A 24,139-nucleotide genomic window follows, 5' to 3' on the forward strand; every position below is an offset into this window, starting at 1 on the left:
CCTACTCCCACTCAATCGTGCCCGGCGGCTTGCTCGTCACGTCATAGACGACGCGGTTGACGCCGCGTACCTCGTTGATGATGCGGGTCGCGGTGCGGCCGAGGAAGTCGTGGTCGAAGGGGAAATAGTCCGCCGTCATGCCGTCCACCGAGGTGACGGCGCGTAGCGCCAGGACATGGTCATAGGTGCGGGCATCGCCCATCACGCCGACGGTCTGCACCGGTAAGAGCACGGCGAAAGCCTGCCAGATCGTGTCGTAGAGCCCTGCCTTGCGGATTTCCTCGATATAGATCGCGTCGGCCTTGCGCAGGATATCAGCCTTCTCCTTGGAGACCGCGCCGGGGATGCGGATGCCGAGGCCCGGCCCCGGGAAGGGATGGCGGCCCACGAACGCTTCGGGCAGGCCGAGCTCGCGGCCGAGCGCCCTCACCTCGTCCTTGAAGAGTTCGCGCAGCGGCTCGACGAGCTTCATCTTCATGCGCTCGGGCAGGCCGCCGACATTGTGATGGGATTTGATCGTCACCGACGGCCCGCCATCGAAGGACACGCTCTCGATGACATCGGGATAGAGCGTGCCCTGGGCGAGGAAATCGGCGCCGCCGGCTTCCTTCGCGTGCTTCTCGAACACGTCGATGAAGAGCTTGCCGATGATCTTGCGTTTTTTCTCCGGGTCGGTGACGCCCTCAAGCTCACCCAGGAAGAGGTCTTCCTCGTCGGCATGGACAAGCGGGATGTTGAATGTGTCGCGGAACAGGCCGACGACCTCCTCCGCCTCGCGATGGCGCATCAGGCCGGTATCGACGAAGACGCAGGTCAGCTGGTCGCCGATCGCTTCATGGATCAGCTTGGCCGCTACCGCGCTGTCGACGCCGCCGGAGAGGCCGCAGATCACGCGGCCAGAGCCGACCTGGTCGCGGATTTTGGCCATCGCCTCCTCGCGGAAGGCGGCCATCGTCCAGTCGCCGGTCAGTCCGGCGATGTGGTGGGTAAAGTTGCGCAATAGCAGCGCGCCGCGCGGTGTGTGCACGACTTCCGGGTGGAATTGCACGCCGTAGAATTGCCTTCCCTCGTCGGCGATTGCCGCAAAGGGCGCATTGCGCGTCGCCGCGATGACGTGGAAGCCCTCGGGCAAGGCCGCAACGCGGTCGCCATGGCTCATCCAGACGCGCTCTTCATGGCCGATCCCGCCGAACCCGGCGAACAGCGGGCTCTCGGCGACGAGCTGGATGTCGGCGCGGCCAAACTCGCGCTCATCGCTCTCCTCGACCGAGCCGCCGAGCTGGGCGACCATGGTCTGCTCGCCATAGCAGATGCCGAGCACCGGCACGCCGAGCTCGAACACCGTGTCGTCGGCGCGCGGGGAATTGTCCCAATGCGTGGAGTGCGGCGAGCCGGAGAGGATGACGGCGCGCGGCTCAAACTCGCGGATGAAATCGCCGGTCGCACGGTTGTAGGGATGGACCTCGCAATAGACGCCGCTTTCGCGCAGGCGCCGGGCGATGAGCTGGGTCACCTGGGAGCCGAAATCGACGACCAGGACACGTTCGTGATGCTTTGGAAGATCTTGGGAGAGGTCCGTCATGGCGAGCGGATAGCGCGGTTTAGCGGGAAACGCGAGTCTGGTGATTCAGAAATCCGGCCCCTTTTCATTTCGGGACGCGGGGCGGGCACGTCTTGAGGCCCAACCGCAACTTCATTCGTCATCCCGGGGCGCGCCGAAGGCGTGTCGGGAGCATCATTCGCAACCCATTTCGTCATCCCTGCGAAAGCAGGGACCCAGTTGCGCCCTTGAAATCGGCACGCCCTGAGCCAACCAGCCGCCAGCGTCATTGCCGCGCAGATTGCGCGCCTGAATTTACAGGCGTCGCCGCTGCTCTGGGTCCCCGCTTTCGCGGGGATGACGTTCTTCATTGGTCAGCCATCAAAAACCGCCCTGGCCCTCTCTTCCCTTATCTCCCGTTTGCCGAAAAAAACGCTCCGTCGTGCCGAACACGAAGTTGCCGCGACACGGAATACAGCGTTTGCGAATCGTGAGGCGTCGGCTGCATAAATCGAGTAATTTTTTGAGTAGATTTACAACAGAGGGATTCTCAAATGCGGAAAAAAGAGGCGCGCCATACTAATACAAATTCGGCCAAAAACACCTTATCAGACGGAAGAAGAGGGTTAATTAATAGCGCTATATATGAATGCATCACAATTATTAACTTAATAAGACGTTTTGAATACGTTTCAAAAAGCGAAATAATGTCGAATTATAGCGAAGCCGATTCTCGTCGATTCAAGGATTTTTTGGATAATCATCCACAAAAACAACCTGGAATTTTGAAAACATCCCAAATTTTCGAGTATAAAAAATTGTTTCCAAGTGATGTCTTAGAACCAGCCGAACTGAGTTTATCTCAAAGCTATCTCAAATCTCTTGCGCTGGTAATTTTCTGCCAAATATTTCATTCTGGATACGGAGATGATAAATACACTAGAAAGAACGACAGAAATAAGAACCGTTCAGAAATGAACAAGATCATCCAAGAAGGCCTCTCGCGAGAACACGCTGATAATTTTTCAGCCTTTGTTGATCGCGCTCTACAACTCCGCGATACGATGATAGCTCACGCCGACGGAAAGGCTTTTCAGTATAAGGTTGTGAATCCAGCTGTTGCCAGTCATCGAATGATGATTGCTGCGGTCGACGAAATAGATATTGACGAATTTTCAAGCTACCTAGATGCGATAAGGGTCGGCTATGCCAATACATATCGCAGTTCAACTGATACAGATTGAAATTCACCTTCCCTGTGAACGGGGGAGGAAATTCATTGCATTCCCGCTTTCGCGGGGATGACGTGGAAGTTTACTCCAACACCGCCCCTACCCGCTCCGCCGCGCCATCGAAGAATGGCGCGCCATACGCTGCCGCGTGATCACCATCGAAATTGTCCATGCCGGGCTTGGTGAGGCAGCCCTTGGGCGCGACATAGCTGTCGATGCGGCGTTCGGGCTTCTCCGACCAGCCCAGATTGAAGGCGCCGAGTTGCGGGTAAAACCACAGGCGCGAATAGGGCAGATGATCGTGGATGAACCAGGCCATGCCGCGCCAGTCCGCCCCGGCCTCGATCTCGTCCGCCCAGCGATTGATGACAATGGTCGCCATGGCACCGAGCGCGCCATCCGCGTCGCGATAATCGAAGATGTGGCGGCCGTGATTGGCGGCGTTGGCGGCGCAGTTGAGGCCGTGCTTGTTGCCGTAGGCATTGACCTCGGGCGCGCGGTAGGCCGAGCGGATTGAGATTTTGCCGAAGGCCGCGGTCAGCGGTTCGAGCAGGTGCATGCACAGGCCGCGGGCCGCTTCGATGGCGAGATCGGGATGATGCGGCAGATTGGGAATGCCGTGATAGTTGGCAATCTCGGAATAGAGAAAATCGCGGAAGAAGAAATTCGGCGACAGGCGCACCCGGCCCAGCTTTTCCAGCGCGGCGTAGGAGAGGCGTTTTTCCATGGCCGCAGATTGCGCCGAAATTACGGTTTGGCCAGCCGTGAAGCCGTCGCCTCGGACCCGGTGTTTTTGCCGGGCCATGGCACGGTGGCAGGTGTTTCCCGCCTCGCGCGCGCGTCGAGGCCCAGTGCGATGCGCGCCGGCCAGTGACCCAGCCGGAGCACCACCAGATGAAAGACGATCGGGCATACAATGCCGGCGGTCACGCCCATCGCCAGGCCGACATAGGCGGGAGGACGGCCCGCCGAGGCATACAGCCATTGCAGGGCTTCGACGACGAAGAGGTGATAAAGAAAGATGGTGAAGGAGAAGCGGCCGATCCGGGCCAGTGGATCAAAACGCAGCGTCACAACCAACAGCGAACCGCCAAGCACGGTGCCAAGCGCGAGGGCGATGGCGGTCCGCCGCGGTATGTCGCGATGCGGATCGGCGAACACGTCCAGCGCGTAAAGTGTCATCAGGATCAGCGCGCCGCCCAGCAGGACGGCGATCAGGGTGCGCGGTACCGCCGGGCGCATCCGGTTGAGCGCCAGGCCGAAGGCGAAAAACGGCAGCAGGTAGAGCATGCGATCGAATGAGAGCCATTCGATTCCCCGCCCGAAGGGCGACAGGAAGGCGATGGCGGAAACGATGAAAAGGGCGGCAGCGACCGCAAACGGCGCGCGCGGAAAAAGCGTGTCGGCCATGGCCAGGATCAGAAAGATCAGGAACAAGGCCTGCAGAAACCAGAATTGCGCGTAGGGCAGGAGATAAGCTTCATTGATGCCGGTTAGCGGCAGCGCATGAGGTCCGCCCAGCACGATGTTGACCGCCAGGAAGGCCGTCGCGGCAAACAGGTAGGGCAGGCCGAGCCGGCCCAGCTTGCCGCCGAGAAAGGCCAGGCGCTGACCGGGTTCGACAGGCCGGTAGCCATAGACAAAGCCCGAAAGCATCGCGAAGAGCGGCATACGCAGATGGAAAAACAGGGCGGCGAAGACCGCGAGCGGATGATCGTCCGCGACGCGCAGGCCGTGTTCCGGTGCCTCGCCAATGGTGTGCAGCGCGACCAACAGCAGGCAGGCCAGCCCGCGCAGCGTGTCGACGCCCTGATGGCGATGCTGGGACATGGGTGTGCCGCGCCGGGACGCGCCTCTGTTGAACAGGCGGTCCTCAGCAAAAGACGGGCCAAATCAGGCGCGCTGCATCACCGCAATGAAAAAGCCGTCCGTGGCGCTGCGGCGCGGCGAGAGCTGCAACGCGCCACCGTGTGCTTCACAAGCCTTTAGCGTTTCCACAGCGCCGTCCGCGAGCCCGCCGGAGCGCTTTAATTCCTCGAGTGTTTCGAGCTGATTGAAGCCGCGGTCGCGCGCCAGAAAGGCTTCGACGCGGTCGCTGTTTTCTTCCGGCAAGATCGAGCAGGTCACATAGACGAGCCGCCCGCCCGGCTTGACGTATTTCGCAGCGGTATCAAGCACTTCGTCCTGTTCCTGAAGGCGTTGATTCAGGGCTTTTTCGCTGACGCGCCATTTCGCATCTGGCCGCCGCCGCCAGGTGCCCGTCCCGGTGCACGGCGCATCGACGAAAACGACATCCATCTTGCCTTCCAGCTCGGCGAGCTCCTCCTCCGGCCCGTCATGGACCTGCACGTTCCGGACGCCCGCCCGTTGCAAGCGCGGCCAGATGGCGCGCAGGCGGCGCCAGTCAATGTCCCAGGCATGGATCTGGCCGGTATTGCCCGTCATCGCGGCGAGTTCCAGCGTCTTTCCGCCCGCCCCGGCGCACAGGTCGAGCACCTGGTCGCCCGGCTTTACCCCGGCGGCGAGCCCGGCGATCTGGCTGCCCTCGTCCTGCACCTCGACCCATCCCTTGCCATAGGCAGGGATCGAGTCGGCCGGCGCCGACTTGCCGGTCGGATCGGTCTGCGGGATGCGGATGCAGGAGCGGGCCAGTGCGCCGGCACGGGCGGCCGGTATTTTCGCGATGACGGCCGCGAGAGCCTTGTCCGGATCGGATTTCAGCTCGTTGACCCGCAGATCGACCGGCGCGCGTTGTGCCATGGCCGCGCCCTCCTCGGCCGCCTGTTCGCCGAAGACCCGCAGCATGGATTCCTCCAGCCATTCCGGGAAATCGCCGCGGACATGGACCGGGGCGTCGTGAATGTCGCGCGCAAAGCCGGCGGTCTCGGCTTCGGTCGGCGGCTCCGGCGCGTGTTGATCCTCGGCAAAGGCCGCGGCGAGATTGTCAGCGGACTGGCCCCAGATGCGGCCGACCACGCCCAGTGCCAGCGCGCGCGCGCTGTCGTCCTGCATCGCATGGGCGAGCGAAAGCTTGTGGCGCAGCGCATCCATCACCAGGCCGGAAATGAAGGCGCGGTCGCCCGATCCGGCGAAGCGGTGGGCGGCGCCCCATTCCTTGACCGCCAGCTTTACCGGACGGTGCTGTGTCTCGATCGTCTCGAGGATTTCGATCGCGGCTGCGATGCGTCCGCCCAGTCTCATGGCATTTTCCTTTTCTCCCCCCGTTCACGGGGGGAGTGTCCCGTAGGGACGAGGGGGGCGATGGCCCCCTTCGTCAGCTTCGCTGCCACCTCCCCCGCAAGCGGGGGAGGAAAATTTTATGATGGCGTCGGATAATTCGGCGCCTCGCGGGTGATGGTCACGTCATGCGCGTGGCTCTCCTTGAGGCCCGCATTCGTGATCCGTACGAATTGCGCCTTGTCGCGGAATTCGGCCAGCGTTTTCGCGCCGGTATAGCCCATCGCGGCGCGCAGCCCGCCGACCATCTGGTGCAGGATCGGCCCGGTCGGGCCCTTGTAGGGCACCTGGCCTTCCACGCCTTCGGGCACCAGCTTCATCTGGTCGCCGACATCCTTCTGGAAATAGCGGTCGGCCGAGCCGCGCGCCATCGCGCCGACCGAGCCCATGCCGCGATAGGATTTGTAGGAACGGCCCTTGTAGAGGAAAACCTCACCCGGCGCGTCCTCGGTCCCGGCGAGCGCCGAGCCCATCATCACCGCATCCGCCCCAGCAGCCAGCGCCTTGGCGAAATCGCCGGAATACTTGATGCCGCCATCGGCGATGATTTTTGCGTCGGTGCCTTCGCGTGCCTTGGTGGCGTCGATGATCGCCGTGAGCTGTGGCACGCCGACGCCGGCGACAATCCGCGTGGTGCAGATCGAGCCCGGCCCGATGCCGATCTTGACGCAATCGGCGCCGGCATCGATCAGCGCTTTCGTGCCGTCATAAGTGGCGACATTGCCGGCGATGATGCGGGTGCGATTGCTCTCGCGCTTGATCCGCCGGACCTGTTCGAGCACCGAGGCGGACATGCCGTGCGCGGTATCGATCACGACGACGTCGACGCCGGCCTCGATCAGCGCCAAAGCGCGCTCGAAGCCGCTATCACCGACCGTCGTCGCCGCTGCGCAGCGCAGGCGTCCGTGACGATCCTTTGAGGCGAGCGGGTGGGTTTGTGCCTTCTCCATGTCCTTGACGGTGATCAGGCCGATGCAGTTGTGGCTGTCATCAACCACCAGCAGGCGCTCGATGCGGTGCTTGTGCAGCAGGCGGCGCGCCTCGTCCTCACCGGCGCCCTCGCGCACGGTGACAACGTCGCGGGTCATGAGATTGGCCACCTTCTCATTGGGATCGTCGGCAAAACGCACATCGCGGTTGGTGATGATGCCGATGAGCTTGCCGGGCCTGCCCTCGCCGTTTTCAACCACCGGGATGCCGGACACGCGGTGGTGCGCCATCAGCGCCTGCAGCTCGGCGAGCGTCGCTTCCGGGCCGATGGTCACCGGATTGACGACCATGCCGCTCTCGAAGCGCTTCACGCGGCGCACTTCCTCGGCCTGCTGCTCGACCGTCAGATTGCGGTGCAGAACGCCCAGCCCGCCGGCCTGCGCCATGGCGATCGCCATCGGGGCTTCGGTCACGGTGTCCATGGCGGCGGACAGGATCGGGATGTTCAGATTGACGCCGTCCGCGATAACGGTGCGCGGGTCCGCGTCGCCGGGAAGAACGTCTGATGCGCCGGGTTGCAAGAGCACATCGTCGAAGGTGAGGCCTTCGCGAATCTCCATGGGAGATCCTCCTTGCTGCTTGCGGGGGCGGAATAATGCGGAATCGCGGCGGGGGCAAGGGGGTGAGTGAACGCGGATACCATATCGATTTATGGTTGCGCGTGGCATGTTCACAGGTCATTCTGGGCGAACAGCGCCGGAGGCCATGATGACACAGACCTACCGCGTATTGGGCATTCACGGGCTCGGAAAGCAGCGGGAAGACTGGTTCGAGGAATGGAAAACCGCGATTGAATCGACGGTTCCGCCGGGCTCCGACGTCCAGTTCGTCTTTGATAGCCTGTATTATGACGACATTTATGAGGACGTGGAGCTGGACCTCGGCGAGTATCTGTCTGCCGCCGCGCGCCTGCTCGGCAGCCGCTTCCGCCGGCAACGCTTTATCGGCCGCCTCACCGAGAAAATCCGGTGGTCGGCGGGCTATGTCGTGGCGTGGCTGGAGGACAAGCCCTTCCAGGACCAGATTCGCGCGCGCGCCTTCGAGAAAATCCGCGACTTTCAACCGGACATCATCTTTGCGCACAGTCTCGGCTCGCTGGTGACCTATGAAATGCTGCTGCATCCGGAGGCGGATTCACTGGCCGGCCAGCTCGCGGAAATGCGGCTGGTGACCTTTGGCTCACAGCTCAATAATGACTTCGTCAAGCACACGCTGACGCCGGGGCGGCTGACCACGCTGCCGGTCAAGACCTGGCACAATTTTTATAATCCGAACGACCGGATCTTCACCGAGTCGATCGAGATTTATGATGCCGACAATTTCACCCAGGTCTGGACGGAATTCAGGGATAGCAAGGACGACAACCACCATTCGGCGAGCGGTTATCTCGGCGATGATTCGGCGATCGCCGAATTCTGGACGCCGCTTTACGAGGGCAAGCTGGACGCGCCGCTGCATGCGCCGCTGGCAGTATCGACACGGCGGACCCTGCGCAGCGGCCGGAAACGCCGGGCCCTACTGATCGGGATCAATGACTATCCCAATCCCGACGCCCGGTTGGACGGCTGTGTCAACGACGTCTTCCTGATGAGTTCGGTGCTGCAGGAATGCGGATTCGAAGCCGATGACATCCGCGTCTGCCTCGACCACCGGGCGACCCGCGACGGCATTCTGGATCGTATGGACTGGCTGGTCGAAGATCCGCTGCCCGGGGACGAGCGGATCTTCTATTTCAGCGGGCACGGCGCCCAGATGGCGGAATATGGGCCGCAAGGCGAACCGGATCACATGCTGGAATGCCTGGTGCCGTGGGATTTCGACTGGAGCGAAGACAGCGGCATCACCGATCGCGAGATCTCGCAATTCTATAGCCAGCTCCCCTATGATCTCAGCCTCGCCCTGATTTTCGACTGTTGCCATTCCGGCGGCCTGCACCGCGATGCGAGGGCCAAGAAACGCGGCATCTCGCCGCCCGACGATATCCGTCACCGGGCGCTGAAATGGGATCTGGAAAGCGAAATGTGGGTAGAGCGGGACTTCCAGCCGCTCAATAAGGGCTTCGCCCGCAAGCAGTCCGTGCAACAAGCCTATTTCGGCAAGAACCACGCCACAGCCCGGCTCGGCCGCGCCAGCCTTTTGCGGGGCATGGATCAAAAGGATTATGACGCGCTGCAAAAGCGCCGGGACGGACCGATCGGCCCCTATCTGCCGATGATCATCGAATCCTGCCGCGAGGAGGAATTCGCCTATGAATACCGCCATGGCGTGACCAGCTATGGCGCTTTCACCTACAGCCTCGCCAGCATATTGCGGCGCGAAGCCCGGCAGGCGGATATCTCGTTCCGGGAATTGGTCGACCTGGCGGGCCAACAAATCTCGCGCCTGGGCTATGACCAGCAACCGGCCATTCTTGGGCCGTCAGCGCAGCTGGATGCGCCGATCCCCTGGCGCACCTAACCGCGTCAGGCGCCCTGCACGGCCACGGGCATCTCGCCCTCCCAGCCCGCCAGCGTTTCGAGATAGAGCGCCGGGCGGCCAACATTCAGGCGGCGGCGCGCCGCGTCGAGCGATAGCGGCAGAAGGGCCGTCAAATCGGTGGTCGGGAAGTGCGCGGCGTCTTGCGCCAGGCGCTTGGCTTCCGTCATCATCCGGCCCACCGGCCAGGACGGGATTTCCTGGCGGATGCGCAGGCCGGCCATGCGGCCGAGCCAGACCGGTCCGCGCCCGCCGGTCTGGATGCCGGAAAACAGGAGGAGTAGCGCTTCTCCCAGCGGATCGCGGCCATAACCGGTCAGCACGTGATAAAGGTCGTGCGTCAGATTCATCATGTAGGACATGGCATAAAGATGCGGCCAGTTGTCCTTGAGTGATTGCATGCGCTCGGGCGCGTTCTGCCAATTGGCCTCGTAAACGCCTTCGGGATGAAGGTTCTCGGTGTCGAGATAATGCAGATAGGCCGCGGCAAACGTGCCCGGCCCGTGGCTTTCCAGAGTCTCGCGGTCCATCAGGATGCGGCCGATATGCTTGGGGTCGGCAATAACGCGCTGACCGTATTCGGAGGCGGCAAAGCGGGTGTAGAAACGCTCGTAGGAGCGCCCGTTCACGGCCTCGAAGAAGGCGAAGACATAGCGCGTGTCTTCGCGGTTGCGCACCAGGCCGCGGAAGGCTTTCCAGGCCGCCATTGGCCGGATCGGATAGGCCGGCGGGAAGCCGGACGGCGCCGCACTACGGCTCTGATCCACCGGAGCTGTTTCGTCCACTTTCTGGCCGTCGGGCATGGCGTCAAACCTCTCTGACGCCATAAAAGTGAACAGTGTTTACAAAAGCGTCAAGAGGCGGCGGCGAGCCCGGCTCCGATTTGGCGGATCTGCCAGATCAGCGCGTCGAGCGTGGCATTCGTTGTGCGGTGGTTGGAAATACAGACCCGGATCGCGAATTTTCCGTTGATCCTCGTATGCGACGGGAGCGCTTCGCCGCTCTCCTGCACCCGGAGCAGGATTTCAGTGTTGAGCGCATCGAGATCGGCGGCTGCTACCGTTTCCGGCACGTAGCGCAGGCACACAATGTTCAATGAAACCGGTGCCAGGAGCTCCAGATCGTCCTGTTCCGCGATGCGATCGGCGAGATAGCGGGCCTGCCGGATATTCTGGCCGATAATGCGGCCGATCCGGTTCACCCCCTGCTCTTTCATCGACATCCAGACCTTCAGCGCGCGGAAGCTGCGCGACAATTGCACCCCCTTGTCGGCGAAATAGGTTGTGCCCACGGCGGGGCCGCGCGCGGTCGCGCTCAGATACGAGGCGGATTGGGCGAAAGCGTTGTCCTGTGCGCTGGCCGAACGGGTCAGAACGCAGCCGACATCATAGGGCATATAGCCCCATTTATGCAGGTCGAAGGCGATGGAATCCGAGAGGTTCTGCGCCGCGACCAGCGGCCGCGCCTCGTCATTCCATGCGGCCAGCGAGCCGAAGGCACCATCTATGTGCAGCCACAAACCGAATTCATCGGCCAGCGACCTGAGTCCCGCGAAATCATCGATCGCCCCGGTATTCACCGTGCCGGCCGTGCCGATGAGACAAATGGGCCGGTCGCCCGCCGCGATGTCGCGTTTAATGGCGTCCCGGCAGGCCGCCAGATCGATCTCGAACCGGTCATTGACCGGGATGGCGCGGAAAGCGCTGCGGCCCATGCCCATGAGTTCGCACGCCTTGTAGATCCAGCTGTGGGTCTCGGTGCTGCCGTAAATGCGCAGGCGCGGGATATCCCTGCCCTGCAAGCCCCGTTCGCGGATATCGAAACCGCATGTTTCATGACGCGCGACCGCCAGCCCGTTGAGATTGGCCATGGTCCCGCCGGTCACCAGAAGACCTGAGGCATCGGAGGGATAGCCGACGAGCTCCGCCAGCCAGCCTATCACCTGACGCTCGACAATCGCGGCCGATTGGTCATAGCCGGCGACATGCGCATTCATGCCGGATGCCAGCATGTCGGCGAGCATGCCGGTTGCCGTGCCATTGCCCATCACCCAGCCGAAGAAGCCGGGATGCAGATTGCCGGTCGGATAAGGCAATATGTGGTTGCGGAATTGTTCGAAGACCGCGTCCAGCGCCTCGCCATGACGCGGTACGGACTCGTCGAGCGCAGCGCGGGTCGCCTCCGGCACCGTCCGCCAGGCCGGGCGCGTGTCAACGCTGGCGAGATAATCGATCATCTCGCCGAGCATTCTGTGCCCGCTGGCGCGGACCTCATCCCAGTTCTCGGGGTCCAGCGTCTCGCTCATGGCCGCGTCTCCAGCATTTCGGGAATGTCCAGCAAAAGCGCCGACATCTCCGCCCAGCGCTGCGCGCCGATGGCCGAGACCACTCTGGACTGGGCGGTTTCCCAGGCCGGCAATGCCGCGGCGATCCTCGCTTCGCCTTGTGCCGTCAGCGCCGCGACCTTCTCGCGTCCCCGGCCTCCGGCCTTGATCTCGATCGCGCCGGAGGCCTGAAGCGGCGCGATGGTCCGGTACAAGGACGTTCGCTCCATCACCAGCTCATCGGCGAGCGCGGTCAGCGGCGTGGGTCCGTTCCGCGACAGGGCGCGGAGGATGGAAAACTGAGTGATCGTCAGGCCGCTGCCCTCGAGCGCCGCTTCATAAAAGCGGAACAGGGCGCGATTGGCTTTTCGGACCGTGGTGCAGGCACAAGGTATTTCCACGCGCTGACATTATCATGTAGCTACATGATGTAAATACACATTACTTTGACGGCAGGCTCATCACATAGGCGTGGCCTTGCTGGAGAAGGTCCACGAGACGGTCCTCATCGCCCATCAGCGCTTCGGGGATGCCGACATAGTCGCGCATTGTCGCGCCATAGGAGAGGAACGGCCCGGCGCCGTGTTCCGCCATGAACGTTTGGCCATCGGCCGGCGGCAGGCGGATGCCGAGTTCGCCGTCCTTGTTCACCTGGGAGAACATGTGCCCATTGTCCGAGGTGTAGGGCATCGTCTTGCCCTTGCGCTCAATGCCCTCGCAGCGCGCCACGACACGGTCGAAAATGGCGATGGTCTCGTCGCGGGTCATGGGTGCGGTCTCCTCGATGCGAGGCTGGCATGCGGCGGATGCGGCGTCGAGGGCGTGGCGCCCTTTCCCCTGTGCACGGGGAACAATCAATCCCAACTGATTTACGTCATCCCGGCGAAAGCCGGGACCCAGTTGCGCCATTCCCATCGGCATGCCCTGAGCCAACCAGCCGGCAGCTTCGTCGCTGCGCAGATTGCGCGCCAGGACTTACGGGCGTCACCGTGGCTCTGGGTCCCAACTTTCGTTGGGATGACGGTTTTTTAGAGCATCAGGGTTTTATTCGTCCGCCTCATGATGCGGGAAAGATCACAGAACCGAAAACCATAAGCCCCCGCCTTCCTCCGGTTTAACCGGAGGATCTCGATAATCGAGCCCCGAATAAAGAGGCCCTCCGGTCAAGCCGGAGGGAGACGAAGTTTGAGTTTTCTCGAAGTGCGTTGAACATCGGGGGCGCAACTGGAAGCCGCCTTACAATCCATGCCGGCCAGTCTTTCGCACCGGGTTTTCAGCTCAAGGGTGAAACCGCCAAGCGGCGCTTGCGCGCCCTTGACCTGAAAACCCGGCGCCGAAAACAATCCCGTCAGGGAATGAAAGGACGATTTTTGATGCTCCGGCCCATTCGGGCCGTCGCTCCTCGCTTAGTCCGGGCAAGCCGGACACGCTGCGGACGCGCAGTCGCGCTTTTGGGGCGCTGGTCCTTCAAACGTTTTCTCCCCCCGTTTACGGGGGGAGTGGTCCGAAGGACCGAGGGGGGCAGGCGCTGCGCTCGCCCCCTCCGCCTCGCATTCGCTCGGCACCTCCCCCGCAGGCGGGGGAGGAAAACAACGCCTTGGTCATCCCGGATCGCTTGAGTCACGGCATGGGTCCCGGGTTCGCGCGTAACGCGCCCTGGGATGATGAGAAAAAGCTGCCAATACCCACCTCATGGTGAGGTGCTTTCCAAAAGGAAAGCCTCGAACCACGCAGGGCGGGTGGCCTCCGATCCTTCGAGGCTCGCTTCGCGAGCGCCTCAGGATGAGGTGGAGGAATGCTCCACACAAAAAAAAGCCGATCAGTTCAACCCATTTATTATCGCTGCGATGCAAGGCTGATCAGAATTGCATACATGAAACTGAATAGTGCACAGTCATCACCGCCTCAAATTATTGGCAATTTTGCTGGTGACGATATACAATCAATATTAGAAGATGATCGTCCGGGCAGTTTGAGATGGAACAACATCAAGGCGGGAACCATATACATTTACCTAGTGAGTGGTCAGATTTAAGCGTCGGTCTGAAGGACCGATTAGACCAGAAAGAGTATTTCGATATACTCCATCGATCCCCTCCAGTTGTTCATAGCGAGGGCGGACCAGAATTAGAATACTATGCCGCAGATGATGCTGGATCCAGAAAATGCACACCACTCGAATATATTAAGACCGCCTCATCTAGAAATGACAATATATATAAGTGGTCTTTTTATTTATATACTATCGCATTCGTTTTTCTTATCGCGCTGACCCCATTTTATTCCGAACTAACTCAAATTATTGCAAGCCTCTTAGATCGAATTGATCCTGTGGAAACGGGAGGCGGAAATACCCGAATGATTCGTATAGCTATACCCCTGATCACTATAATCTTTATAGGTGGTGTGGGATTACTCATTGGTCAGAAAATCGGGCTAAATTTCAAAGAAGCGGACCGCGTATGGCAATCATCACTGGCCCATCTTCTTCAGCAACAACCAACAGAAAAATTCAAAGGAATTCGGGCTTGCCTGCTCTCTTTCCGTCAGTTCATAAAGTGGCGTCGCAGCACTGGTTTCTTTTTCGGCTTGGTGATTAGCATTGTTCCAGCAGTTATAATTGGAACGCTGGGATATTCAGTGTGGCTCGGCGCGGTCGATGCGGTTGAGTCCATCTTCTTAATATTTGAAATCGTAAGCTTAATTCTTGTGTTATTTTGGTTTTGGAGAACCGTCGACCGGCAGACGCGATATCGCGATCCAACGGTACAATTGTGCGTAATGGTCGCTGAGCTTCATGCCCGCTTCGTTAATAAGACGATTACCGGAGCACTAAGGTAATAAATATCATTTTCCATTTCGATATGATTAATTAATTTTTTCGTTAAAGTGTGCGGTATTTTTGTTGCTTTATTGATAGTCCTAAATTTTTTTATATACTAGATGGAATTTCGATTTTATCTTGTCGATAATACACTCCGCTCTATATATTTTTTATCTCTATATATGCTTTGATCCGCTCAAAGTTTCGTCGCTGCGAGGAATGTGTGCCGGAACTCACGGCTTCGCCGCGGCTCTGGATCCCCGCTTTCGCGGGGATGACGTGTGAAAGACAGGCGACGGGACTCTGCGAACACATAGCGCCTTTCAAGCCCTGCCGGGATTTTTTTCGGCGCCGGGATTTTAGGTCAAGGGCGCGCACGCGCCGCTTCGCGGTTTCACCCTTGAGCTGAAAATCCGGCGCGACAGACTGGCCGGCATGGAATGTAAGGCGAGGACTGCGTGGTTTCCCCTCGCCAAATATGGCGAAGAGGGAGAATGCACTCCTAACCTCATGGTGAGGTGCCGCCGGAGGCGGCCTCGAACCACGCAGGGCTGTTGGTTTCCAACCTTTCAAGGCTCGCTCCCCCGCTTTCGCGGAGACAAGCCGCGAGCACCTTAGGATGAGGTGGGACAATGGCATCACCCGCGCTGGAAGCGCACCCATTGAATTGCCAGAATGACCAGTCTTGGTGACTTTCGGTCGGCCCGAGGACAGGTTACTGGCCGAGTCCCTACCCTCCGAACCCCTTGGCGATGAGATAGGTCTCGGCGCTTTCCGAGCGGCTGGCCGGCGGTTTCGCGTGGCGGATGGTTTCAAAGCGCGGTTTGAGCTTGGTCAGGAGCTCGTCCTCGGTGCCGCCCTGAAACACCTTGGCGACGAAGACGCCACCGGGTTTCAGCGTTTCCAGCGCAAACTCCGCGGCGAGTTCGACCAGGGCGATGATGCGCAGATGGTCGGTGGATTTGTGCCCCGTCGTCCAGGGCGCGAGATCGGAAATGACCGCATCGGCCGGCCCGCCGAGCGCGGCCTTCACCTTGTCGGGCGCGTCGTCCTCGGAAAAGTCGAGCTGCATCAGTTTCGCACCCGGAATGGGGTCGATTTCGAGGAGATCGACGCCGACCACGTCCGCGGCGCCCTTTTTCAGCGCGACCTGGACCCAGCCGCCCGGCGCGGCGCCGAGATCGACGACGCGGTCGCCTTTTTTCAGGAGGTGAAAGCGCTCATCGAGCTCGATCAGCTTGTAGGCGGCGCGCGAGCGATAGCCGTCCTGCTTGGCGCGCTGAACATAGGGATCGTTCAGCTGGCGCTGCAGCCAGCGGGTCGAGGACAGCTTGCGGCCGCGCGCCGATTTTACCTTTTCGTGCAGGGATTTGGCCGCGCGCGCATCGCCCCCCTTGGTGACCGGTCCGGAGCGGCGCCGGCGGCGGCGGCGCTCCTCACCTTTTTCCTCGCCCGGCTTGTCATCATCACTCATTCAGCTGCCCTCTGCGCTTCGGCAGACGGATTGCGGCGGCCGCCGCGGCGGCGGCGTTTTGGCCGGCGCATCAGATTGAGCAGCAAGCCTTCCCGCAGGCCACGATCGCCGACGCGGATCTTCTCGACCGGCCATTTGTCCATGACGGCTTCGAGGATGGCGCAGCCGGCGAGCACCAAATCGGCCCGGTCGCGGCCGATCACCGGGTTGGCGGCCCGGCCGTCAAGGTCCTTCGAGGCCAGATCGAGACAGGCCGCGCGGGCATCGGCCGCGGTCATCCAGCTGCCATCGACGATGGAGCGTTCATACCGCGGCAATTGCATGTGCACGCCCGCGACCGAGGTGATGGTGCCCGACGTGCCGATCATGTGGGCGCGGCCCGAGGTGAACAGGGTTTTCAGCTTGCGCGCGCCGCGCGGCGTTTTCAGCGCGGTCATCGCATACGCCTTCATCGCCTCGTACCAGTCATCGGGGTGTTCCGCTTCGGGAATGCGCTCGGACAGGGTGACGACGCCGACGGGCGCGCTGGCCCAGGTCCGGACCGGCGGACGGCCGCCGCTTTCGAACCCGCCGCGCTCGCGCCATTGCGCGAGATCGACCCAGGAGAGTTCGGTCGAACCGCCGCCGATATCGACGACCAGAGCGACATCGTATGCCTCATCCATGAGATCGAGGCAGCCGAGCACGGCGAGACGGGCCTCCTCCTCCGGCGAAATGATGTCGAAATCGAGATCGGTGCGCGCCTTGATGCGGTCCATCAGCTCGTCGCCATTTTCAGCAAGGCGGCAGGCCTGGGTAGCCACGGCGCGGTATTTGGCGACACCGCGGCGTTGCATTTTTTCCGCGCAGACCTCCAGCGCCTCGACGACGCGGTCCATGGCTTCGCCGTTCAGCCGGCCGGTCTCGGTCAAACCGCCCCCCAGTCTGACAATGCGGGAGAATGCGTCGATGATCCGGAAGCTGCGCCCGGCCCGGCGGGCGACCAGCATGCGGCAATTATTGGTGCCCAGATCAATCGCGGCGAACGCCGGACCCGGCCCTTTCTTGCCGCGCCCGGAACGATGGGTGCGTGTGACTCGCGATTGCGCGGCAGCAGGCTTGTCCTGCGCCATTTTATCCCTACCTCTCGCCGTCTCGCGCGCTGCTCCAAAAGGGCACGCCGCGTTTCGGCCCGAACTTTGCCTTCATCGGGCAGCATAGGGAGAAGTTGCGGCGCTTCAAGCGAAACCGGCCCGCCGCGATACAGTTGATAAGAAAGCGAAGTCGATGACGATCGAACGGGATGCCAGATTTGCGATTGGGGACGTTGTCCGCCACCGTCTGTTTCCGTTCCGCGGTGTGATTTTCGACGTCGATCCGGAGTTCGCCAATACCGAGGAATGGTGGCAGGCGATCCCGGCCGCGATCCGTCCGCACAAGGCGCAACCCTTCTACCATGTGCTCGCCGAAAACGAGGACAGCTTCTACACCGCCTATGTGTCAGAACAGAATCTGGTGCCGGACGCCGAGGCGGGGCCGGTGCGCCACCCGCAGACCCGCGAAATCTTTGAGCCCTTCGACGGAGAGCGCTACCGGCTGAGAGCGTCCGATCTCAAGCCGAACTAGGCGAATACCGCACCACTTTCTGGTCGATGGCGCCAAAAATGCTGTCGCCCGCCTTGTCGAACATCTCGATGCGGATCGTATCGCCCGGTGTCATGAAAGGCGTATTCGGCTGGCCGTCGTAAATCGTCTCGATCATGCGGATCTCGGCAATGCAGGAATATCCCTTGCCGCCTTCGGAGACCGGCTTTCCCGGACCGTCGTCCAGCTTGTTGGAAATCGTGCCGGAGCCGACAATTGTGCCAGCGGTCAGCGGCCGTGTCTTGGCCAGGTGGGCGACGAGTTGGGCAAAATCGAACGTCATGTCGACGCCGCACTCCGGCTCGCCGAATTTCTCGCCATTCAGATGGCTGACCAGCGGCAGATGCAGCTTGCGCCCGTCCCAGGCCTCGCCGAGCTCGTCAGGTGTCACCGCGACCGGCGCAAAGGCGGTCGGCGGCTTGGACTGGAAGAAGCCGAAGCCTTTGGCGAGTTCGGCCGGGATGAGGCCACGCAGGGACACGTCGTTGACGATCATGACCAGGCGGATCTGCTTGGCCGCTTCGTCTGCGCTCAATCCCATCGGACCGTTGCCGGTGACGACCGCGACCTCACCCTCGAAATCGCAGCCCCAGCTGTCATCGCCGAGCGGAATGTCCTCGGTCGGCGCCAGGAAGGCATCGGAGCCGCCCTGATACATCAGCGGATCGGTCCAGAAGCTCTCCGGCATTTCCGCACCGCGTGCCTTGCGCACGAGCTCGACGTGATTGACGTAAGCCGACCCGTCGGCCCACTGGAAGCTGCGCGGCAGCGGCGACAGCGCTTCAGACGTGTCGAATGCCCGGGTGTCCGCCGAGCCGTCATTCACCTTGTCGGAGAGGGCTTTCAGCGCCGGTTCCGCGCGCGCCCAATCGTCGAGCGCGGCTTGCACCGTCGGGGCGATATCCGTGGCGTCGGCATAGCGCTTCAGATCGCGGGATACGACAACCAGGCGGCCGTCCGGCTGGCCATTGCGAAGCGAGGCGAGTTTCATCGGCAAAATCTCCGGAACTGTTGATTGGCGGCCTGTCTAGCGCAGCGTGCGACCGGCGCAAGCCCTGCCGGCGGCTAGAAATGATCGGCGCGAATGACGTGAACGTCCGACACCGTGACGATACCGATCTGCGCGGAAACCAGCTTGTAAACGGCATCAAGAACGTCGGACAGAAGGCTTTCATCAAGGATGGCGAACAACACGAACATGCGCTGGCTGTCGCTGATCTCGCCCTTGCGGGACCAGCTGCCATTGCGGCCCCGTCCGGAGACGGCCGGCATGACTGTGTATCCGGGCAGTTCGAGCGTATCGAGCTTGCGCATCAGCCGTTCGAGCATCGGGGCTTCGATGACGATTTCCAGCCGTTTCTTGAGCGTGGTTTGCATGGGATCAGCCTAGAACAGTCCGGGCCGCCGCGAAATAGAGCGGGATTCCGAAGATCAGATTGAACGGAAACGTTATGCCCAGCGAAAGGGTCAGGGAGATGGCGGGCTTGGCTTTGGGAAGCGCCAGGCGCATGGCGGCCGGCACGGCGATGTAGGATGCGCTTGCCGAAAGCGTCATCAGAAGCGCCCCGGTACCGGGATCGAGACCCAGCATCCACGCGGCTGCCAAACCGACAACGGCGCCGATCAGCGGCATGTAAAGGCCGTGCAGGATGACCGGCAGACGCAACTCGCCGGTGTGACGCATTAATCCGCGGCCCGCCACCAGTCCCATATCGAGCAGGAACAGGCATAAAACCCCGCGGAAAATATCGTTGAAGAAAGGCGCAACAACTGCTTGCCCCCCCTCCCCGGTCGCCCAGCCGATAAAGAACGCCCCGACCAGGAGAATGATCGACCCGTTGACCGCGACTTCGCGGATGAGGTCGCGATTGGATTGTCCCGGTTGCTTTCCGGCGAGCATCAGGCCCGAGAAGATGGCGGGCGCTTCCATGGCAGCCGCCACGGCGACCATGAATCCGGCTGCGGCGAGGCTCATCGCCTGCCCAGCGTCGGAGGCGGCAATGAAGGTGACGATCGAGATTGAGCCATAGTGCGCCGCGATCGCGGCCGCATCGATACGGCCGGTGCGGCTGGTCGCGCGCAACAGGCCATAACTCACAAAAGGCAGCGCGAACGAAATCAGGACACCGGCGCCAATGGCCATGGCGGCATCGGAAAGGCTCGCGCCAGCCATTTCAACGCCCCCTTTGAACCCGATGGCCATGATCAGATAGATCGACAGCGACTTGGCAACCGCTTCCGGGATTGCGAGGTCCGACCGGATGAGCGAGGCAACAAGCCCCAGCGCAAAAAACAGGATGGGCGGTGAAATCAGATTGCTAAGAGCGAGATCGAACAGACCCAAGGTCACCTCCGCCATAAGATGCGCGGCTGCTAGCAAACCCGTCACGCAGCGGCAAGTCTAGGGGAGTTTGGCGCGCTCAACCCGCTGAAAGTCGCCATCGATGGTTAGCCATTCGAGTTCGCCATCGGCGATCCCGAAACGGGCCCCATGAATCCGCACCTGCCCCGCCGCGACCCGCTCCGCTACAAAGGGATAGGTCATGAGCCGTTCAATCGAGCGTTTGATGGAGCACAACTCGGTCCGTTCCGAGAGCTTCTCGATATCCGTCTCGCCCTTCAACTCGGCTTTGGCATCTTCGACGGCCTGGCCGATCGGCTCGATCCAGTGCTCGATAAAGAGTGCCTCCGGGTCGTGTTCGCCGGCCACGCAGGCATTCACACCGCCACACTGGCGGTGGCCCAGCACGAGGATATTCGGAACTTCGAGCTTCTTGACCGCGAATTCGAGCGCTGCGGACACGCCGTGATGGGTTCCATCGAATTCACAAGGCGGCACGAGGTTCGCGACATTGCGGACCACGAAGAGTTCGCCCGGGCGCGCATCAAAAATCTGCGCAGGATCGACACGGCTGTCGGAGCAAGCGATCACCAGCGTATGCGGTTTCTGCCCGCGATCCGCCAGCTGTTCGTACAGATCATGCTGGCGCGGATAGAGATCGGTCCGGAACCGTCCGAATCCGTCCGACAGATCGGAAGGCATGGAGCGTTTGGGCATGTTGCGCCTTGATCCTGTTAAGCCTGCCGGCACGATTCACCGAAACGCGCCAGGCTTCAACTCGGGCGGACAGGTGCTATTCAGCCGGCTCCGGCACCCGCCATGAATTCACGTAATCGCGATTTTCAACGCTGGTGGCATCATGGCCCACATCCAGCGGGTCCCGCGTGTCGATCATCACCGCATACTCGTCCGTCGCCGCCTTGCTCTGTGTGAGCATATTCTTCAGCGCTTTCGGATGCGGGCCGTGGGTGAACCCCGACGGGTGGAAGGTCATCATGCCGGCATCGATATTGTCGCGGCTGAAAAAGTCACCGGCGTGGTAGAACAGCACTTCGTCGTAATCGTCATTGTTGTGGAAAAACGGCACTTTGAGTGCACCCGGATCGGTTTCGAACGGACGCGGCGCAAAGGTGCAAACCACGAAACGGTCGGACAGGAAGGTGGTGTGGGCGCTTGGCGGCAGGTGATAGCGATGGCTCATCAGTGGCCGGATGTCCTTCACATTGAGGCGTACCGGCGCCAGCTCGCCATGCCAGCCGACCGCGTCCAACGGGTTGAACGGATAAGTGATGCGGCTCACCTCGCCGCGCTTCTTCACCAGAACCGTCCACTCATGGTTCTCGTCAGCCTGCTGCGCCTTGAACGCGTCATTGATCTTCGGCGCATCAAGGATCGCCGGATCGAAGACCGCATGCGGTCCGACCAGCCCCTTGTCCGGCAGGGTGTAGTGCGTGTTCGTCGCCTCAATCATCAGCACGGCCAGCGGTTCGCTCGGCGACAAGCGCCACATCGTCCCGCGCGGCAGATAAACGTAATCGCCCTTCACAACCTCGATATGGCCGAAATCGCAGAACAGGTCGGCGCGGCCTTCATGGATGAACAGGAGTTGATCGCCATCGCCGTTGCGCGCCAGGGCCTGCATGGGCTCGGCCAGCTTCCAGAAGCGGATATCGGTCGACTTGTTGTGCAGGACCGAGCGCGACTCCCAAGGCGAATTCTCGGCCGCATTCAACGCGTTGAGATCGAAGGCGCGCGGTTGCAGCGGCCCCTCGAACTTGACCCATCCGGTCGGCGGGTTCTGGTGATGCAGGAACGCTGCCGGGCCGAAGAAGCCCTCTTTCGACATCTCGCGCTCATAGGTGCCTTCCGGCATGTCGGCATGCGCCTGGCGCGAGGCATTGCCTTCAACCCGGGAAGCGTAAATCCATTTGCGATTGGCCATCATGCAACTCCTGCCGGCGGTTCGCGGGCAATTTAGTTACAAATGAAACTAAATGCCAGCGTTCAATTTCGCGCGGCGGGGTGCCACACGGGAATGAGGGCGAAGGCGATCTGGCCCGCCAGGCCGATTCCGCCCGTCAGTGTGAACCAGCCGGCCATCATTGCGGCCGGCCCGCCCGGGACGATGAAGGCCGCGAGGATCAATTCCAGGACGATCAGCGTCAGGAAGGCGGCAAGACCGGCCAGCCCGCGGCCGGCCACCGGCAGAGGCGCTTGCCTCCGGGCTAGCCCGCCGAACACAAGCCACGAGATGCCGAGGATGATCGGGAGTTCCAGCAGCACGGCGGCGAGGTCGCCCGTTCGCGGGGCGATGACAAGCAATCGCACTGTGCCCAGTACGAAGCCGGCGAGAAAAACGGCTGTTGCGTAAACGGCGCCCAGCCGGATCGCGCGGACGCTATTCCTCGTCGCCATAGATCGCGACGATCCGGTCCTGGCCGGATCCCCAGGACGCCCGGTACATGCCTGGCGTGTTGAAGCTCCACGCCGTTTCGCCGCCACGCGACAGCACGATGACGCCGCCATCGCCGCCCAGATCGGTCAGGGCGCCCTGGATCACGAGATCGGCGGCGTCCTGCACCGCATAGGGACGGTCCTCGGCGCCGCGATCGGCCATTTCAACCTCCAGGCAGATCCGCGCGGCAATGTTGAGACGGATGAAATACTCGCCCGTCCCGGTCGCCGAGACGCCGCACAACGCATTTGCATACGTGCCCGCGCCGATGACCGGGCTGTCGCCGACCCGGCCCCAGCGCTTCGCCGTCGTGCCCCCCGTGGAGGTGCCCGCGACAATGGTGCCGGACCGGTCCAGCGCCACGACACCGACCGTGCCGAAGCGGTGCTCGCGTTCCAGGAGGTCGAGATGACCTTCCTCGATGTCTTCCGGTTCGGGGGCGCCCTCGGGCCGGTCCGGCAGCGGCAGGCCCATCTCGCCGACCGCGCGTTCCATGGACCGCCAGCGGCGTTCGGTGAAATAGAAGGCCGGCGCGACGAATTCGAGGTCCTGCTCCCGGGCAAAGGCTTCGGCGCCCTCCCCGGTCAGCATGACATGGCGGGAGTTTTCCATGACCGCACGCGCCGCCGTGATCGGATGGCGGATGCCGGTGACGCCGGCCACCGCGCCGGCTTCCAGCGTGTCGCCGGTCATGATCGAGGCATCGAGCTCGTTGCGGCCTTCCGCGGTGAACACCGCGCCCCGGCCGGCATTAAAGAGCGGATCGTCTTCCATGGCGCGGATGACCTGCTCCACCGCGTCGATTGCCGCACCGCCACCGGCGAGAATGTCGCCGCCGCGGTCCAGAGCTGCATCAAGCGCGGCGCGATAGGCGGCTTCGGTTTCGGCATCCATCGAGTCGCGCTCGATCACGCCGGCGCCGCCATGGATGACAATGGCCCAGCGGTTCTCGTCCTGTGCCGCGTTTTCGCTGTCTTGCGCAAAGCCTGCCGATGCGGTGAGCCCTGCCAAAATCGCCGCTGTGAAAATCCGCATACTCGCCTCCCCGTTTGGTTGCAGCCATTCCGCCTGATTGTGCCGGGAATGCAAGGGGGGTGCTGTGGGAGGGCGATCAGGGGGCGCCATGGAGCCTGTCTGAGCGCGCGCAATTTGACTATTTTGAACCGGATAGAAAAACGAGCGCTGCAACAAGCCCAATACCGACCAACAACGTTTTTTGTTTTTCGATTTTCACTTCGCTTGCCAATGCATCCAGCTGTTGCTTGACGCTATGCGGATCGAGGTCGTCCAGCTTGATGCCTTGGAACTCCCTTAACCATGTTGGCATGTCGTCTGGCTCTACACCCAGCATAATCGGTACGAGCCGCTTCTGGGTCGCGATCGCGCCGCCGACTTCCTGAAGCACTGCGTCCGATTTCAGTGAGTTTGGCGTCGCGAGAAGAAAGAACCAATTTGAGTGGCGAAGCGTGTCGAAAATCTGGGATGTCCAGCGCTGACCCTTCTCCAAGCTAATCTCGGCGAGGAATACGGTGAGGCTCTGACGTGAGAGCTGGTCATACAGCGCGCGTGCCGGGACCGCGTCTTTGCTGCTGTAGCTAATGAATATGTCGGGCAACGCTGCAACC

Annotated in this window: 23 protein-coding genes; 4 read left to right on the top strand and 19 right to left on the bottom strand. The window is 61.6% G+C overall.

The window, feature by feature from the left end; all coding sequences use genetic code 11:
- Window position 1 precedes the first annotated feature (1 nt).
- A complete protein-coding gene (guaA, locus tag ACO08C_RS01790) occupies window positions 2-1,582 on the bottom strand; it encodes a glutamine-hydrolyzing GMP synthase (protein WP_421787008.1) in 1,581 nt (526 codons plus the stop codon).
- Window positions 1,583-2,094: 512 nt separating this feature from the next.
- On the opposite strand from guaA, the gene ACO08C_RS01795 reads away from it, so the two are divergent.
- Window positions 2,095-2,784 carry a hypothetical protein gene (locus ACO08C_RS01795; protein ID WP_421787010.1) on the top strand — a complete coding sequence of 230 codons (690 nt, stop codon included), beginning with the start codon at window positions 2,095-2,097 and terminating at the stop codon, window positions 2,782-2,784.
- A 70-nt stretch (window positions 2,785-2,854) separates the two neighbouring features.
- Here the strand turns inward: ACO08C_RS01795 and ACO08C_RS01800 are convergent, their stop codons facing one another.
- The 4 genes from ACO08C_RS01800 to guaB form a co-directional block, all read right to left on the bottom strand.
- Window positions 2,855-3,499: a hypothetical protein gene (locus tag ACO08C_RS01800; RefSeq protein ID WP_421787012.1), complete on the bottom strand. Its 645-nt coding sequence runs from the start codon at window positions 3,497-3,499 to the stop codon at window positions 2,855-2,857.
- 20 nt (window positions 3,500-3,519) lie between these two features.
- On the bottom strand, window positions 3,520-4,602 hold the full coding sequence (locus ACO08C_RS01805) for an acyltransferase family protein (RefSeq protein WP_421787014.1): 1,083 nt from the start codon (window positions 4,600-4,602) through the stop codon (window positions 3,520-3,522).
- 63 nt (window positions 4,603-4,665) lie between these two features.
- Complete coding sequence (locus tag ACO08C_RS01810) at window positions 4,666-5,973, bottom strand: RsmB/NOP family class I SAM-dependent RNA methyltransferase (RefSeq protein WP_421787016.1); 1,308 nt, start codon at window positions 5,971-5,973, stop codon at window positions 4,666-4,668.
- 116 nt (window positions 5,974-6,089) lie between these two features.
- Complete coding sequence (gene guaB / locus ACO08C_RS01815) at window positions 6,090-7,559, bottom strand: IMP dehydrogenase (protein WP_421787018.1); 1,470 nt, start codon at window positions 7,557-7,559, stop codon at window positions 6,090-6,092.
- A 148-nt stretch (window positions 7,560-7,707) separates the two neighbouring features.
- Between guaB and ACO08C_RS01820 the strand changes: the two genes are divergently transcribed.
- Window positions 7,708-9,456 carry a caspase family protein gene (locus ACO08C_RS01820; protein WP_421787019.1) on the top strand — a complete coding sequence of 583 codons (1,749 nt, stop codon included), beginning with the start codon at window positions 7,708-7,710 and terminating at the stop codon, window positions 9,454-9,456.
- A 5-nt stretch (window positions 9,457-9,461) separates the two neighbouring features.
- Here the strand turns inward: ACO08C_RS01820 and ACO08C_RS01825 are convergent, their stop codons facing one another.
- Genes ACO08C_RS01825 through ACO08C_RS01840 form a run of 4 tightly spaced genes read right to left on the bottom strand, consistent with a single transcriptional unit; the run spans window position 9,462 to window position 12,565 of the window.
- A complete protein-coding gene (locus ACO08C_RS01825; RefSeq protein WP_421787020.1) occupies window positions 9,462-10,277 on the bottom strand; it encodes a Coq4 family protein in 816 nt (271 codons plus the stop codon).
- 50 nt (window positions 10,278-10,327) lie between these two features.
- Window positions 10,328-11,779 carry a pyridoxal phosphate-dependent decarboxylase family protein gene (locus tag ACO08C_RS01830; protein ID WP_421787022.1) on the bottom strand — a complete coding sequence of 484 codons (1,452 nt, stop codon included), beginning with the start codon at window positions 11,777-11,779 and terminating at the stop codon, window positions 10,328-10,330.
- Complete coding sequence (locus tag ACO08C_RS01835) at window positions 11,776-12,198, bottom strand: MarR family winged helix-turn-helix transcriptional regulator (RefSeq protein ID WP_421787024.1); 423 nt, start codon at window positions 12,196-12,198, stop codon at window positions 11,776-11,778. Before ACO08C_RS01835 ends, ACO08C_RS01830 begins: the two co-directional genes overlap by 4 nt.
- A 40-nt stretch (window positions 12,199-12,238) precedes the next feature.
- Window positions 12,239-12,565: a hypothetical protein gene (locus ACO08C_RS01840; protein WP_421787026.1), complete on the bottom strand. Its 327-nt coding sequence runs from the start codon at window positions 12,563-12,565 to the stop codon at window positions 12,239-12,241.
- A gap of 1,209 nt (window positions 12,566-13,774) precedes the next feature.
- Here ACO08C_RS01840 and ACO08C_RS01845 point away from each other — a divergent pair.
- Window positions 13,775-14,638 carry a hypothetical protein gene (locus ACO08C_RS01845; protein ID WP_421787028.1) on the top strand — a complete coding sequence of 288 codons (864 nt, stop codon included), beginning with the start codon at window positions 13,775-13,777 and terminating at the stop codon, window positions 14,636-14,638.
- 713 nt (window positions 14,639-15,351) lie between these two features.
- On the opposite strand, the gene ACO08C_RS01850 is transcribed toward ACO08C_RS01845, so the two are convergent.
- Window positions 15,352-16,095, bottom strand: a complete 744-nt coding sequence (locus ACO08C_RS01850; protein ID WP_421787029.1) for an RlmE family RNA methyltransferase — start codon at window positions 16,093-16,095, stop codon at window positions 15,352-15,354.
- On the bottom strand, window positions 16,092-17,207 hold the full coding sequence (locus tag ACO08C_RS01855) for a Ppx/GppA phosphatase family protein (protein ID WP_421787030.1): 1,116 nt from the start codon (window positions 17,205-17,207) through the stop codon (window positions 16,092-16,094). Before ACO08C_RS01855 ends, ACO08C_RS01850 begins: the two co-directional genes overlap by 4 nt.
- A gap of 154 nt (window positions 17,208-17,361) precedes the next feature.
- Here ACO08C_RS01855 and hspQ point away from each other — a divergent pair, with 154 nt between their 5' ends.
- Entirely contained in the window at window positions 17,362-17,700 is a 339-nt protein-coding gene (hspQ, locus tag ACO08C_RS01860) for a heat shock protein HspQ (RefSeq protein ID WP_421787032.1), read from the top strand.
- On the opposite strand, the gene ACO08C_RS01865 is transcribed toward hspQ, so the two are convergent.
- The 8 genes from ACO08C_RS01865 to ACO08C_RS01900 form a co-directional block, all read right to left on the bottom strand.
- Window positions 17,687-18,709, bottom strand: coding sequence for a fumarylacetoacetate hydrolase family protein (locus ACO08C_RS01865; protein ID WP_421787034.1), 1,023 nt, complete (start codon window positions 18,707-18,709; stop codon window positions 17,687-17,689). The two genes, hspQ and ACO08C_RS01865, sit on opposite strands and share 14 nt — an antisense overlap.
- Before the next feature lie 74 nt (window positions 18,710-18,783).
- Complete coding sequence (locus ACO08C_RS01870) at window positions 18,784-19,095, bottom strand: P-II family nitrogen regulator (protein WP_421787036.1); 312 nt, start codon at window positions 19,093-19,095, stop codon at window positions 18,784-18,786.
- 4 nt (window positions 19,096-19,099) lie between these two features.
- Complete coding sequence (locus tag ACO08C_RS01875; RefSeq protein WP_421787038.1) at window positions 19,100-20,077, bottom strand: sodium-dependent bicarbonate transport family permease; 978 nt, start codon at window positions 20,075-20,077, stop codon at window positions 19,100-19,102.
- A 42-nt stretch (window positions 20,078-20,119) separates the two neighbouring features.
- Window positions 20,120-20,776, bottom strand: coding sequence for a carbonic anhydrase (locus ACO08C_RS01880; RefSeq protein WP_421787039.1), 657 nt, complete (start codon window positions 20,774-20,776; stop codon window positions 20,120-20,122).
- Between the two features lie 76 nt (window positions 20,777-20,852).
- On the bottom strand, window positions 20,853-22,001 hold the full coding sequence (locus ACO08C_RS01885; RefSeq protein ID WP_421787040.1) for a homogentisate 1,2-dioxygenase: 1,149 nt from the start codon (window positions 21,999-22,001) through the stop codon (window positions 20,853-20,855).
- Between the two features lie 62 nt (window positions 22,002-22,063).
- Window positions 22,064-22,474 (bottom strand): hypothetical protein, encoded by a 411-nt coding sequence (locus ACO08C_RS01890; RefSeq protein WP_421787042.1) that lies wholly within the window; start codon window positions 22,472-22,474, stop codon window positions 22,064-22,066.
- Window positions 22,458-23,549: an isoaspartyl peptidase/L-asparaginase family protein gene (locus ACO08C_RS01895; RefSeq protein ID WP_421787044.1), complete on the bottom strand. Its 1,092-nt coding sequence runs from the start codon at window positions 23,547-23,549 to the stop codon at window positions 22,458-22,460. Before ACO08C_RS01895 ends, ACO08C_RS01890 begins: the two co-directional genes overlap by 17 nt.
- A 118-nt stretch (window positions 23,550-23,667) precedes the next feature.
- A complete protein-coding gene (locus ACO08C_RS01900) occupies window positions 23,668-24,129 on the bottom strand; it encodes a toll/interleukin-1 receptor domain-containing protein (protein WP_421787046.1) in 462 nt (153 codons plus the stop codon).
- Between the last annotated feature and the right edge of the window lie 10 nt (window positions 24,130-24,139).

The sequence above is a fragment of the Hyphobacterium sp. genome (assembly GCF_965229905.1).
Lineage (GTDB): Bacteria > Pseudomonadota > Alphaproteobacteria > Caulobacterales > Maricaulaceae > Hyphobacterium.

Bases quoted from the DNA above. Each gene is read 5' to 3' on its own strand.
- ACO08C_RS01840 (WP_421787026.1), bottom strand. From the start codon at position 12,565: ATGACCCGCGACGAGACCATCGCCATTTTCGACCGTGTCGTGGCGCGC.
- ACO08C_RS01880 (WP_421787039.1), bottom strand. From the start codon at position 20,776: ATGCCCAAACGCTCCATGCCTTCCGATCTGTCGGACGGATTCGGACGG.
- ACO08C_RS01895 (WP_421787044.1), bottom strand. From the start codon at position 23,549: ATGCGGATTTTCACAGCGGCGATTTTGGCAGGGCTCACCGCATCGGCA.
- ACO08C_RS01825 (WP_421787020.1), bottom strand. From the start codon at position 10,277: ATGCCCGACGGCCAGAAAGTGGACGAAACAGCTCCGGTGGATCAGAGC.
- guaB (WP_421787018.1), bottom strand. From the start codon at position 7,559: ATGGAGATTCGCGAAGGCCTCACCTTCGACGATGTGCTCTTGCAACCC.
- ACO08C_RS01810 (WP_421787016.1), bottom strand. From the start codon at position 5,973: ATGAGACTGGGCGGACGCATCGCAGCCGCGATCGAAATCCTCGAGACG.
- ACO08C_RS01795 (WP_421787010.1), top strand. From the start codon at position 2,095: ATGCGGAAAAAAGAGGCGCGCCATACTAATACAAATTCGGCCAAAAAC.
- hspQ (WP_421787032.1), top strand. From the start codon at position 17,362: ATGACGATCGAACGGGATGCCAGATTTGCGATTGGGGACGTTGTCCGC.
- ACO08C_RS01805 (WP_421787014.1), bottom strand. From the start codon at position 4,602: ATGTCCCAGCATCGCCATCAGGGCGTCGACACGCTGCGCGGGCTGGCC.
- ACO08C_RS01885 (WP_421787040.1), bottom strand. From the start codon at position 22,001: ATGGCCAATCGCAAATGGATTTACGCTTCCCGGGTTGAAGGCAATGCC.
- ACO08C_RS01870 (WP_421787036.1), bottom strand. From the start codon at position 19,095: ATGCAAACCACGCTCAAGAAACGGCTGGAAATCGTCATCGAAGCCCCG.
- ACO08C_RS01830 (WP_421787022.1), bottom strand. From the start codon at position 11,779: ATGAGCGAGACGCTGGACCCCGAGAACTGGGATGAGGTCCGCGCCAGC.
- ACO08C_RS01865 (WP_421787034.1), bottom strand. From the start codon at position 18,709: ATGAAACTCGCCTCGCTTCGCAATGGCCAGCCGGACGGCCGCCTGGTT.
- ACO08C_RS01875 (WP_421787038.1), bottom strand. From the start codon at position 20,077: ATGGCGGAGGTGACCTTGGGTCTGTTCGATCTCGCTCTTAGCAATCTG.
- guaA (WP_421787008.1), bottom strand. From the start codon at position 1,582: ATGACGGACCTCTCCCAAGATCTTCCAAAGCATCACGAACGTGTCCTG.
- ACO08C_RS01890 (WP_421787042.1), bottom strand. From the start codon at position 22,474: ATGGCGACGAGGAATAGCGTCCGCGCGATCCGGCTGGGCGCCGTTTAC.
- ACO08C_RS01845 (WP_421787028.1), top strand. From the start codon at position 13,775: ATGGAACAACATCAAGGCGGGAACCATATACATTTACCTAGTGAGTGG.
- ACO08C_RS01800 (WP_421787012.1), bottom strand. From the start codon at position 3,499: ATGGAAAAACGCCTCTCCTACGCCGCGCTGGAAAAGCTGGGCCGGGTG.
- ACO08C_RS01855 (WP_421787030.1), bottom strand. From the start codon at position 17,207: ATGGCGCAGGACAAGCCTGCTGCCGCGCAATCGCGAGTCACACGCACC.
- ACO08C_RS01820 (WP_421787019.1), top strand. From the start codon at position 7,708: ATGACACAGACCTACCGCGTATTGGGCATTCACGGGCTCGGAAAGCAG.
- ACO08C_RS01850 (WP_421787029.1), bottom strand. From the start codon at position 16,095: ATGAGTGATGATGACAAGCCGGGCGAGGAAAAAGGTGAGGAGCGCCGC.